The sequence below is a fragment of the Candidatus Omnitrophota bacterium genome, assembly GCA_040755155.1.
Taxonomy (GTDB): Bacteria; Hinthialibacterota; Hinthialibacteria; order Hinthialibacterales; family Hinthialibacteraceae; genus JBFMBP01.
Map to the genome: position 1 here is coordinate 46126 of JBFMBP010000136.1, position 12816 is coordinate 58941.

11 protein-coding genes are annotated in these 12816 nt (G+C 49.3%); 8 read left to right on the forward strand and 3 right to left on the reverse strand.

The annotated features are described in order from the left end of the window. Positions 1-85: 85 nt before the first annotated feature. The 6 genes from AB1656_20415 to AB1656_20440 all read left to right on the forward strand — a co-directional run bounded on the left by AB1656_20415 (position 86) and on the right by AB1656_20440 (position 6177). Positions 86-736 carry an MBL fold metallo-hydrolase gene (locus AB1656_20415; protein ID MEW6237757.1) on the forward strand — a complete coding sequence of 217 codons (651 nt, stop codon included), beginning with the start codon at positions 86-88 and terminating at the stop codon, positions 734-736. A gap of 33 nt (positions 737-769) precedes the next feature. Continuing rightward, positions 770-1108, forward strand: a complete 339-nt coding sequence (locus AB1656_20420; protein ID MEW6237758.1) for a P-II family nitrogen regulator — start codon at positions 770-772, stop codon at positions 1106-1108. 84 nt (positions 1109-1192) lie between these two features. After that, entirely contained in the window at positions 1193-2983 is a 1791-nt protein-coding gene (locus tag AB1656_20425) for a glycosyltransferase (protein ID MEW6237759.1), read from the forward strand. 1 nt (position 2984) lies between these two features. Next, positions 2985-4694 (forward strand): DUF262 domain-containing HNH endonuclease family protein, encoded by a 1710-nt coding sequence (locus AB1656_20430; GenBank protein ID MEW6237760.1) that lies wholly within the window; start codon positions 2985-2987, stop codon positions 4692-4694. Between the two features lie 163 nt (positions 4695-4857). After that, positions 4858-5205 carry a nucleotidyltransferase domain-containing protein gene (locus AB1656_20435; GenBank protein MEW6237761.1) on the forward strand — a complete coding sequence of 116 codons (348 nt, stop codon included), beginning with the start codon at positions 4858-4860 and terminating at the stop codon, positions 5203-5205. 60 nt (positions 5206-5265) lie between these two features. Then, positions 5266-6177 (forward strand): hypothetical protein, encoded by a 912-nt coding sequence (locus AB1656_20440; GenBank protein MEW6237762.1) that lies wholly within the window; start codon positions 5266-5268, stop codon positions 6175-6177. Here the strand turns inward: AB1656_20440 and AB1656_20445 are convergent. From AB1656_20445 to AB1656_20455, 3 genes are read right to left on the reverse strand one after another with little or no spacing between them, the layout of a single operon-like run. Then, a complete protein-coding gene (locus tag AB1656_20445) occupies positions 6151-7056 on the reverse strand; it encodes an NAD(+)/NADH kinase (GenBank protein ID MEW6237763.1) in 906 nt (301 codons plus the stop codon). The genes AB1656_20440 and AB1656_20445 overlap by 27 nt on opposite strands. Continuing rightward, the gene (locus AB1656_20450; GenBank protein MEW6237764.1) at positions 7007-7864 is read right to left on the reverse strand and encodes a TlyA family RNA methyltransferase; all 858 of its coding nucleotides are present in this window, start codon (positions 7862-7864) and stop codon (positions 7007-7009) included. Before AB1656_20450 ends, AB1656_20445 begins: the two co-directional genes overlap by 50 nt. 44 nt (positions 7865-7908) lie before the next feature. Continuing rightward, a complete protein-coding gene (locus AB1656_20455; GenBank protein ID MEW6237765.1) occupies positions 7909-8865 on the reverse strand; it encodes a glycosyltransferase in 957 nt (318 codons plus the stop codon). Between the two features lie 576 nt (positions 8866-9441). On the opposite strand from AB1656_20455, the gene AB1656_20460 reads away from it, so the two are divergent. After that, on the forward strand, positions 9442-10842 hold the full coding sequence (locus AB1656_20460; protein ID MEW6237766.1) for a sigma-54 dependent transcriptional regulator: 1401 nt from the start codon (positions 9442-9444) through the stop codon (positions 10840-10842). Between the two features lie 144 nt (positions 10843-10986). Continuing rightward, on the forward strand, positions 10987-12816 hold the full coding sequence (locus AB1656_20465) for a glycosyltransferase (protein ID MEW6237767.1): 1830 nt from the start codon (positions 10987-10989) through the stop codon (positions 12814-12816).

Below are 12816 nucleotides of genomic sequence, written 5' to 3' on the forward strand. Positions count from 1 at the left end.
GTAATTTCGCCTTTCTTTTCCGTGCGCGGCTCGTTCTCACTTCGACGGCGAAACGAATCGTCCTTCGTATTTGGAAAGTTTTTTAATGCTGATTAAATATCTCGGACATTCATGCTTTTATTTGAAATCGGATAAGGGAATTTCGGTTTTGACGGATCCTTATAAGCCCGGCGCTTACGGCGGCGCTATCGCCTTTGGCCCTATATCGGAGGAAGCGGACATCGCCGTAATCAGCCACGAACACGAAGATCACTTCGATGCGAAAAGCCTTCCCAACCAGCCTCTCATGGTTCGCGCCGCCTGCCGGGCGATGGGTTTGGAGTTCGATGTCGCGAATGTCTGGCATGACGATCAATGCGGCGCAAAAAGAGGGCCGAACCGCATTACTTGCTTCGTTATGGACGATATCCGCATTTGCCATTTGGGCGACCTAGGCCATACGCTTTCCCCGGAACAAGCGAAGGTAGTGGGCGCCGTCGATATCCTTTTCCTTCCCATTGGAGGAACATATACTATCGGACCGGAGGAAGCTGATCGGGTCATCGAAAGCCTCCAACCCAAGATCGTTATCCCCATGCACTTCCGAAACGAAAAATGCGGCTTCCCCATGCAGCCGGCGGAATCGTTTTTGGTGGGGAAAAAGGGAATTCGCCGCGCTAACGGCAGCGAAGTGATTATCCATCAAGAAGATTTACCGAAGGCTTGTACAATACTATATTTGTTGCCTGGAAATTAACGGTTTTCGGGAACGGCGGACGAACTAGACATCATGAAGAAAATCGAAGCCATCATCAAACCTTTCAAACTCGACGAAGTCAAAGACGCCTTGAACGATATCGGCATCGTGGGCATGACGATTCTGGAAGTCCGAGGATTCGGACGGCAGAAGGGGCATAAGGAACTCTTTCGGGGCAGCGAATACGTCGTCGATCTCTTGCCCAAAGTCAAAATCGAAGTTGTCGTCAAAGATGAACTGGCCCGCCAGGTGATCGACGTTATTATGAATTCGGCGAGAACGGGAAATATCGGCGACGGGAAAATTTTCGTATCGACCTTGGATGATGTGTATCGCATCCGCACCGGCGAGGAAGGCGAAAGCGCGGTTTGACGAAAATCGAGTGCGGCGGCGTTTCGCCTGTTGAGTTGATGGCGTTCGTAAAAACGATTCACTTCGCCTTATGCGGCTTCGATTATGACGGCTATCGAGCCAGGCCACGATCTCTTTGAACTCAATCTTAACGCTCTGCGTTATCGTTTTCCTCATTACGCCGATCAGATTGGATCCTCCTTCCAATCCACTCTGGAATCTTCCGCATCGATTGACGATATTTCATCCTTCATCAATATAGGCGCCGGGCGCTTGCGGGCGGCGATTGTTCTCGGCTTGCGAGCTCTGTCCACCGTATATATTCGCGCCGCTGGGGATCCGCAATCGGCGTTTATCCTTTTCGAACCGCAATGGGATGCCATCCGGCGCGCGTTTTTTGTCCGCGATTGCCGGGAAACGATTCTCTCCCCGCAAGTTTTTTGGATTTTGGGGGAGGAGTGGCGCAAGGATTTCGCCTCTTTGATTCGCAGCCAAGGATTATTTCATTTCCCGCCATCTCACTTTTTGTTTTGTCCAGCCGCGCCCCAAGAAAATCCGCTTTTAACGATCCAAGAAGTCCAATCCCTGTTAAAGGAAACGATTTTGCGGGAACAGGCTTGCTTCTCTGAGGCTAAGCGCGTTTATTTGCAGGAAGGAAAGAAGCCATCCTCCGCTCTCCCGCGAATTTGGGCGCACGTGGAATCGTCCGCCTCCATCTATCGCAATATAACCCGATCCATACTCGATGCGTTTTCCGATTTAGGCTGCGAAGTCTATTGCTCGGAATTCCGCCGGGGGTGGGGATCGAGCGAAAAAACCATGACGGAATTGATTCGCTTCGCTCCCGATCTATGCCTTTTTCTCTCCGGTCCCTCCTCCTGCGTTTTCGAAAGTCTGGGAATTGCTTCCGCCATCCATCAGCATATCCCCGCCAGACGCTTAACCTGGTTTTTGGATCATCCCCATTATTTCCCGCAGAGTTTCATCCGCCTCCACGAATGCGCCCGGGACGAGGCGGCAGTATGCGACCGTTCTTTCCTTTCCTGTTTTTCTTCCTGCGCGCCGCGTTCGTTATTTCATCTTCCGGTCGCAGCCTCGATTCGGCGGCGCGGCCAGTATAAGGAAGAGTTCGCTTTTCCTATTGTTTATGTGGGCAGCATTATCCATACGGACATCTATCTCCAGCCGTTAAGCGCCAAAGCCCGCAAGTTGCTTGAATCCCTTTTATCTTTAAAAAAATCTCAACCGGCATCGATTTTTGCTCCGCCGATAAACGGACAAGCCAACGCTTCGGCATGGAACGAATTGACGCAATGCGCCTGCGCATTCAATGCGGAAAGAATGAAAAAACAGTTCCCTTCCCCACAATTGTCATTGGATTATTTCTTGTATGTTCTGGCGACGCATCGCGCCCGCCTGGCCGCCGTCAAGGCTCTCTTGCCGTTGGGATTGCATCTGTTCGGCCCCGACGATTGGATTCCTTTATTGGGGGATGAATACAAACATCGCCTGCATGGCCTGATCGATAGCGAACGGTTGCCGGATTGTTACGCCTCGGCTCGGATCAACCTCAACCTGCACAGCCTGCAATGTCCCACGTGTCTGAATGCGCGCGATTTCGACGTTCCCCGGGCGAAAGGCTTTCTGCTTACCGATTGGGTGGAAGATATGGAAAAAGGCTTCTTGCGCGATGGCGTTCATTGCAGCGTTTTCAAAGATGCGGAAGATTTATTGGAAAAAGCGGAGTATTATCTTGCTCATGACGACGAACGGCGCCAACTCGCTGAAACAGGCTGCGAATGGGTGGAAGCTCGTCATATGCTTGACAACCGGGCGCGCGAGTGGTTGAAGATTCTTTATCCAGGAACAATGGATAGCGGAAAGCAAGGAGAATGATATGGCCATATCAAATTTCAATACATCGAATCAGACTTTCCGAAAGCTGATGGGTAACGGCCTTGTGTACCGCGTTCCAATGTTTCAGAGAGATTACTCATGGACTGAAGAGGAATGGGATGACCTTTGGCAGGATATTACAGCGATGCTGGAACCCGGCGGCGAACAAGGTCACTATATGGGATATCTAGTTTTACAGTCCAGCGACGAGCGTAACTATGACATTATTGACGGTCAGCAACGAATGACCACATTGAGTTTGCTCGTTCTTTCCGTATTGCGCAATCTCCATCGTTTAGTGGAATTTAAGGTCGATGCAGACGACAACGCGCGCCGCGCTGAGGAATTGCGCAAAACCTACATCGGCTATCTCGATCCCGTTACGCTTATTGCCAGGTCGAAATTGTCGTTGAATCGCCATAACGACCAGTTTTATCAAAACTATCTTGTACCGCTTGCGCAGTTGCCAAAACGCAATTTGAAGGCATCGGAACACCTTTTGCGGAAAGGCTTCGAATGGTTTGAGACTCGCGTGCGCGAGCGCTTAGGCGAGACGCGCAGCGGGGCGGAGATGGCCAGATTTGTCGATGCAGTCGCCGATCGTCTTTTCTTCACGGTTATTTCGGTTACCGATGAATTGAATGCCTTCAAAGTTTTCGAAACGCTGAACGCTCGAGGAGTTCGTCTTTCTTCAACCGATCTGCTTAAAAATTTTCTTTTCTCAGTTGTGCACGGCGCTGGCGCTCATGAACATGATATTCGTTCGCTCGAAGATCGTTGGGAAGCAGTCATCGGCAAACTCGGCAGTGAAAGCGTGCCTGATTTCCTGCGCGTTTTCTGGAACAGCCAGAATCCTCTAACGCGTCATGCTGACTTGTTCAAAACCATTCGCAGCAGCATAAAAGGTAAAGCGGATGTCTTTGCATTGCTCCGCGACATGGACAGAGACGCGGATATTTACGCGGCATTAGGCGACGCGCATGACGCTATGTGGAATGCCAAACAAAGGGATCATATAACCGAGTTGGTTATGTTCAATATCAGGCAACCTTACGCCTTATTGCTCGCCGCGAAGCGCGTTTTGGACGATGAGGAATTTACGCGCGTCTTAAGAGCCTGTTCCGTAATCTCTTTCCGGTATAATGTCATTGGCAATCTTGCCGCGAACGAACAGGAACGAGTCTACAATTCTATTGCGGAAAGAATCGCGAAGAAACAACGGACGAACGCAACCGATATTATCCGAGCCTTACGACCAATCTATCCTACGGATGAACAATTTCGCGGAGCCTTTTCGGAAAAGCAGGTCCGAACTACATCCGCCCGCAATCGCCAAGTCATTCGTTATATTCTCTTCGAAATCGAGCGGCATGTTGCGAATCGGGCATTTGACTATACAAGCGATAAGTACACTATCGAACATATATTGCCGGAACATCCCGATGAAGATTGGACATCATTCACCGATGAGCAAGTTGACCGATATGTTTATCGAATCGGAAACTTGACGCCTTTGGAAGCCGCAGCGAACCGCGATATTGGAAATAAATCCTATCAAGAGAAACGAGCATTCTTCGAACAATGCAATTTCCATATAACCCAACGAGTGGCGAACGAGCACTTGGAATGGAATCCTGAACGCATCGCTTCCCGTCAACAATGGCTTGCCAACCAGGCGACAGCGATATGGCGATTGCCGGAATTATCGTAGAAATAAGGCTAGCATATTATGACCATTGATTGCAAACTTATCGGGATTTTTCTTCTCGATAGACGGCGTTCAAGGGACTAATCGCGACTGGCGAACTCATGTCGAACAGCATTTTTCTGACGATGAAGGCGCATCTTTCGATGGGACTCTAAGGTAAAAAATAATGGCGGCGATTCATGATATCCAACCCTGGATTGCGACTCCAGACAAAGTAACGGCGGCGATTCGAAAAATTATCGAGGTCGGCAAGCCGCTGAATTTAATTCTGTTCGGTTCGTATGTTCAGGGCAATATGAATATCGATAGCGACGTAGATTTCCTTGTTGTCACTTGCGATGATATTCAAAATCCGCGAAAAGAAAGCATACGCATCCGCCGGGAGTTGCGCGGCATCCCTATGCCGATGGATATTCTTGTGGTACCCAAATCTCAGTGGGAACTTCTTAAAGACCAGCCCGGTTTGATTTACCGGGAAATTCGGACCAAAGGGAAAGTGGTCTATGAATCCTAAAAATCCGAGAAAAGTCCCCGGTTCGTCGAATACAAATACTCAACCGCCGTTTTTAAAATCATGCCTGAAATCCATCGCGATTTATACGAAGCCAACCTCGCCGCTCTCCGCCATCACCATACGGCATTGGCGGATTGCATAAAAGAGAGCGGGGACGAGGCGGAACTATTCCCTCGCAGCGATGGGTATTTCTACGCGCGCCGCCAATATGGAAACGGCTATTATCATCTATCGCGCAGCGAAGCCGTCGCCGAAGATTTATATGCTTTCCGCAACGAAATTCAAAAAGCCGTACAAAAGGGGGCAGACTTGTTTTTTCTTTTAGGAATCGGTCTGGGCTATCGCCTGATTGCCGCCTGGGAAACGCTGGAATGTTATCAAAGCGGTCATATTGTCGTGTTGGAAGAATCGCCCGCCATGCTTCACGCCGCCTGCCGCACCAGCGACCTTCGCCGCCTCTTTCTCTCGCCGCGCTGCGAATGGATATGCCATTCTCCTATCAAAGAAGAATTTTGGAAAACCATTGTCCAGCAATCATGGTTCGGAGCCGCAGGCAGCGCCTTTTTTTGGGGATATCAAGTCGACGATTCCGCCTGTCAGCCTCCCTATGGCCTTCTCGCTCAAGAGACGGTTCGATTTATGGCGGAAGAACAAAGCCGTTTCGTTCAATGTTGGAGAGAATGGATCGTTAACAAGAAAATTAGGACAACCAAGAAAATCGCCTTGATCTACGAAGAGAAAAACGAAAACGCCGCCCTTTCGCAAAGAGCGTTATTGGACGAATCGGCGGCGCTTATTCCCGTTCGTTCGGAGGATTATATTTCCAAAACGCTGCTCATGCAGCGAATTATGGAATCCGGCGCCGATGAATTGGCGTGGGTCGGGATCGAACCGGAGCGGTGGATTCCTGCGGAAATATTCCGAACGATTCCGCTTCCCAGCCGATTAATGCCCTTGCGAACCTTCTCCTAAATTGAATTTGACGCGCAGAATTTGCGAAAAACTGCGATCGGGAAGCGATACGGTGGGGATGGTGCGTTTCAGGCGGCGGATTTGGATGCGGTCGGTGGAAAGAAGCGTCGTTTGCACCTGCCCGTCCAGAATTAAACCCACTTTCTCCGCGCCTTCACGGAACCAGATGCGGAATTCCTGTTCGCCATCAAATACGAGAGGGCGGTTGAAAAGCGAATGAGGAGAGACGGGAGTAATCACTAGCGCGGGGAGATGCGGTTCCAAAATTGGCCCTCCGGCGGAAAGAGAATGGCCGGTGGAGCCGGTTGGCGTAGCGACGATTAAGCCGTCGGCCCGGTAAGCCAAAGCGTTTTTTTCGTCTTCTCCCACCCAAATATCAAGGAGACGGCCTGGATGCAAAAGAGTTACGAGCGCTTCGTTCATCGCATAGGAACGGAATCGCTCTTGATGATCCTTCGCCGATGGCCGGATGACTTTCGCTTCGAGCAAATGCCGTTTGACGAGGTTGTATTTCCCCGAAAGAAGGCATTCCAATCCCCAGCCGATTTCATCGAAGCCGCAGGCGGTTAAAAAACCAAAGCCGCCGAGATTGATTCCCAGCAAAGGGCGGGGCGAATCCACAATCCGCCGGGCGGCGCCGAGAATGGTTCCATCGCCGCCAAGAACCAGGACGGCGTCGCAATTTTGCGTCAATTCCGGGATATGGGCGTCGTCTTTCGTTCCGTCATGATTCATTTGCAGGTGCTCGGCGATATGAAATTTTATCCCCGAAGCGAAGAGATATTTTTTGGCGATATCCAGCGCTTCCCGCGAAAGGGATTTAGCGGCGTTATAAAGAATCAGGATGGAATTCACTGGGGAATGGTTTTTCTCTGGCATGAGACGGGTTTTCCCTTTCATGCGCTTCTTCCACCGCCTTGCGAATCGCTTCGTAGGAGATGGAATCGGCGGCTTTTCCCGGAACGAGATGCAGGAAAAATTCTATATTACCCGATTTCCCGGCAATGGGCGAAGGGGCTGCGTTTTTTACTTGCCATCCGGATTCGATGAAAAAGGCGCGGCAGGATTCCAATACTTCGAGATGATCCGTCTGGCTGCGCACGATTCCTCTTTTCCCCACTCTCCCCTTGCCGATTTCGAATTGCGGCTTGATTAATACTACAGCTTCTCCTTCCTTTTTTAAGATTCGCTCCATCGCCGGAAAAACGGTGCGAACGCTGATGAAGGAGAGGTCCGCCGCAATAATATCCACCCTTTCCCCTAGAATTTCTTCTTGCAGATAGCGGCAATTGGTCCGGTCGAGAACCACGACGCGGGGATCGATTTGCAAATGATAAGCCAGTTGTCCCCTTCCTACATCGATGGCGAATACTTTTTTGGCTCCTAAACGGAGCAGGCATTCGGTAAATCCGCCGGTTGAAGCGCCCAAATCCGCCGCCACTCGATGGGAAGGATCGATGGAGAAACGCTTCAAGGCCCCTTCCAATTTCAATCCGCCTCGTCCCGCGTAAGAACTTTCGCGCTCGACGACTCGAATAAGGCTATCTTCCGCATATTTGACGCCGGGCTTATCGGCCACGGTCTCATCCACTAACACTTTTCCGGCTCGGATCAGCCTTTGCGCTTCTTCTCGGCTGCGCGCCGCTTCGCGTTGGACAAGCAGGTAATCAAGTCGGTATTTTGTCATCGAGATACGACATTCCCAGATTTATATATAATAATATGTATATGTTATACATCGCGAAGTTGATGGATTGGAAGCCCAGAGGCCGCCGTCTTGGCGCCCCGATATTGCCCCCAGGCGGAAGCCCAAGCGAAACGAGGAACATTAAACATCCTTTTTAGCCAAATCGGATGAGGATGGAAGGATTTCATCAGCCATCCCCAATCTTTCGCCGTGGAGAGGATAATCGAACGCATCACCTTGATTCGGCTTGGGATCGTTCTTACTCCAAAAATCTCGTATAACCGATAATGGTCTTGAAACGTTCGCTTGTATAAATAATCGGAAGAACGTTCGTGCGAATGGACGACCATCGCTTCCGGTTCGTAAACGATCGAATAACCATTGCATATTACGCGAAAAGCCCATTCCAAATCTTCCGCGAAAGCGGCTTCAGGAAAAGGAATTTTTTTCCATACTTCCTTTCGGATGAGACTGGCGACATTATCGAAAACGCTAAGGAAAAAACGATTCATAGGGGAAGAAGAGAAAAAATCGGGACAAGAACGCAAATCGGCCAAACGTTTTTGCGGCGAACCATTCAACCACTCTTCCAGGTCGCGCCGGACTAACGGCGAGGCGTCATCACGGGGGATTTGCCGGGCGCATACGCCGGCGGCCCCCTCCTTTTCCAACGTTTGTCCTAATAATGGAAGGAAGAATTCATTCACAGGAATGGCGTCCTGCGTCAAAAGACAAACAAAATCACTTTTGGCTTCTTGAATGCCCAAATTTCTCGTAAGACCGTGGTTAAAGGAAGCGGGATCGATTTCAATTATGCGAACGCCGAATTGCGCGGCGATGTTTTTCGTTCGATCCGTCGATCCCGAATCGACAATTAAAATATCCAACTTATCCCCGTTAACTTGTCGTCTCAATTGACGGAGCAAATAAAAAAAATCGTCACCCGCATTTAAAGTTGGAATAACCACGCTAAAAAAAGAAACTTTATTTATTACATTCATTGAATCGTCCTAGAAAATCGAAGTAATATTATGTTAAGATCGTGAAAATGAATAAAAAGGATTTCCGATTAAATTGTATTGATTCATTCTGCAAGCGGCTAGATGGGAAAACAATTCTTTACTTGGAGATTTTGGATTTATTTGATGATTTCGGGGGAAAATAGGAGAAGAAAGGTGTTTTTTTGTAATCATGGAATTTTTACTATATAATGGAATGAGACAATATGATTTGAATTCGAATCGAATCGCCTTGAAATTTTATTATTTTTAAGATATTGAAAATATTTGGGTTATGGCTTAAAATTCGCATAAACAGATGATTGTTGATAATATTTACGAAATTTAAATGGAAAAAAAATAGTTTGTTTAAGAAATGGTTTCAAATATAATAATATATAGCAACATCTGAAAGTATTTTTTTCTTTATTGAAAAAATTAATGAGAAAAAAAGAGCCGTATCTATTTCCTTATTTATTTGTATTTGGTATAATGAATATAACCAAAGAAATTAGCGGCTAAAAAAGTATTTTTTCATTGATATAAAGCAGTATAAATATTTTTGGGAGAGTTAATAGCATGAAGAATAAAACGCAATCAAAAGAAAACCTCAAAGGCGTGTGCATCGCAATATTATCGCCAAAAGGAAAAACGGCGAATAATTTGACCGATGCGCTCATGAAAGCAGGATGTAAAGTCGTATGCGCCGACGACCTCGAAAAGTTACTGAAGATCACATCGAAAGCCCCGGCGAAAGCATTGTTGCTGGATTTGTCGTTTTGCGAAGCGTATTATCAAAAATTCGCAAATAACGACCCGGAGTTGGAAAACGCAGGATCGGAAATCATCATCGTCGCGGCCGAAGGAAAATCGGAAGAAGCTTTCGCATGGGCCAAGAAGGTCAGCGGGTATTTTATTACTACGCCAACATCCGCCGAGGAGATTACGATCCTTTTGGAACGGGCTATGGATTCTCAGCTTCTGAAGAAGCGTCTGGCTCGGTACGAAAGTCCGGATTCTTCTATGGAACGTTTCGGGCCGATCATCGTCAAATCGCCGGAAATGAAGGACGTCGTTCGTTTGGCCAATATCCTCTCCACGCGCGAGGATAGCATTCTTTTCGTCGGCGCGATCGGTACGGGAAAAGAATTGCTGGCGAAAACGATTCATGAAAACAGCGCCCGCCGCCACGGTCCCTTTTATTCCATCAATTGCCGTTCTTTCTCCAGCGAGGATCTCGCCGTTGAACTTTTCGGACGGGGCGAACCAACTAACGGGGAAACGGAAGAAGAACAAACGCTTCTGGATATGTGCGAATCCGGTACGCTGCTTCTGGACGAGATCGGCGTGATCTCTCCCAATGTGCAAGGCAAATTGCAGCGTTTTCTGGAAGACAACACGTTCACGCGAGTGAATTCGCGTACGGTTTGCAAAGCGGACGTTCGCATTTTCGCTTCTACCAGCGTTCCGCTCGACGAAGCGGTAGCCAAAGGCGAATTTTCGGAAGACCTTTATTTCCGCTTGAATCGCTTTACGCTGCATATCCCACCGTTGCGCCGCCGGGTGGAGGATATCCCCGTTTTAACCAAAACCATCCTTTTAACGATGTCCCAGGAGAGGGGCGAGGAAGGTATGAAGATTACGGAAGAGGCGCTGAAGCTGTTAATGGAATATCATTGGCCCGGCAATATCCGCGAATTGGAGAATTGCTTGGAATTTTCCGCCCTCGTCTCCGGCGGCAATCCGATCGAACCCAAGCATCTGCCCAAGCAATTCCACGATGAAGTCGGCAGCATTTTCATCGGCGCTTCCGTAGACGAATTGCCCACCATCGATGAAATCGAACGGCGGTATATTCTTCGCGTCATGGACGCTACGCGAGGCAATAAGGTGAAAGCAGCGCAAATTCTCGATATCAACCGCGCCACGCTTCACCGCAAGTTGCAGATGTACGATCAGCAAAAAGTCGCTAATCTCTAAAAAATTCCTTTATTTTCCATATAACTTTAATAGCCCGGTGATTCGCGTCATCGGGCTTTTTTCTTCCTCGGTGAATGAATATACTCGATTGGAAATGGTATTCGATTCTACTTGCGCTGAAATTAATCGCCGGATTTCCCCGTTATGAAAATCCTGTTCGTCAATCACGCTTTCCCGCCGGAAAGTTTCGCCGGTTCGGAAATTTACGTCTACAATCTTGCGAAGGAACTGCAACGGCGCAGATGCGAAGTCGGCGTTTTTTATCGTTATAGCGACGCGAAAGATGATGAATATTCCCTGCAATATTCGAATTACGATGGAATTCCTACCTTCAAAATCAACCATACTTATCGATACTCCCGAACCTTTCAAGATATTTATCTGAATAACGCCATCGCGGCGAAATTCGGCTATTTTTTGCGCGAATTTCAACCCGATGTCGTCCATTTCAATCATTTAACCAACTTATCGTTATCGTTTGTCAAAGAAGCCAAGGCCTATGGCGCCGTGCGGATATTCACGCTTCACGATTACTGGCTGCTTTGCCAGAGAGGCCAGCTTTTGAAGCGGGATTTGTCGCACTGTCATGGCCCTTCCGATGAGGATTGCCGATCTTGCCTGGCCATGCCGCTGCTGCGCGGCGGAGCGCAGCGGCTTTTATCCCGTTTGATCGAAAAAACGAAAACCTCATCGGGCGCCGACGTCGATCTGCGCCAGCTGAAGCATGCGAAAATCGTAACGGAAAATCCGGCATTCGTCGGATTGGCCTGCTTCGAATTAGGCGATGCGCCTGGCGAGACATTGCTTACCCACCCTCCCGCCGAAATCGTATATCCCTTGAACATGCTGCGTCCGGCTCTGCTTACGACCGCTATAGCCATGCACCCGAATACTTACTCCCAGCCCGGCGGCGGCGTTCGCTTCGAGATTATCCGCAATGAGGAAATACTCTTTTCCCGTCTTCTGAATCCCAAAAAAGAGGTTAGTCATCAAGGTTGGCATCCTATCGCTATCTCCCTTGCTCCAATGAACGGAGAGAATGACCGCCTCATTCTCCGCGTAGAGGCGGAAACGGGAGACAATCAATTTGGAACCGCTGGATGGCGCGCCCCCGTCATCCATTATGCCGAAACCGCCGCCGGCGATCCTCTTCCCCCGCGCCTGCGCCAGCTGCGGGAATTGGGAGCGCAAGCCGTTTCTTTCGCCGCCGAGGCGGCGGCGGCTTTCTCCGAGAGAGCGAAAGAAGGGATAAGCCATCGCAAAAATTGGATTCGTCGCGTATGGGACGATGTGGATATGTTTATTTCGCCGTCGCGATATTTGCGGGATTTTTTTATCCGCTACGGCTTGCCGGAGAACAAAACGATCTACTCCGATTATGGATTCGTTTTTCCGGAAGCCGTTTCGCGAACTCCGCGCGAAGGTCCGATGCGATTCGGCTATATCGGCACCTGGATACCTTCCAAGGGGTTGGACGTCGCATTGAAAGCTTTTCGCGGCGTCGATGCAGCGAAAGCGAAGCTGTTTGTTTATGGATATTTCCCCGGATACGACGGCTATGAAGACTACGAATCCTGCCTGCGGGCGTTCGCCGGACCGGCGGTGGAATTTCGCGGAAAATACGCCCCGGAATCCGTATTCGAAATTCTGGCGCAATTGGATTGCCTGATAATGCCTTCCATCTGGCGGGAAAATTCGCCGCTCACCATCCATGAGGCGTTTCTCGCCCGTCTGCCCGTCATTACGGCGGATGCGGGAGGCATGGCGGAACTTGTGCGGGAAGGCGGAGGATTGACCTTCCGAAGCCGCGATCCGGATAGCCTCAACGCCGTGGTCCAATCCTTCATTGATCGTCCGGAGAGGCTGGATTTCTTGCGGGCGCGCATCCCCGAGGTAAAATCCATAGCGAAAAACGCGGATGAGATGCTGCAACTCTATTCTCAACTCATGGCTCAATCCAAACAGGAACGGTAA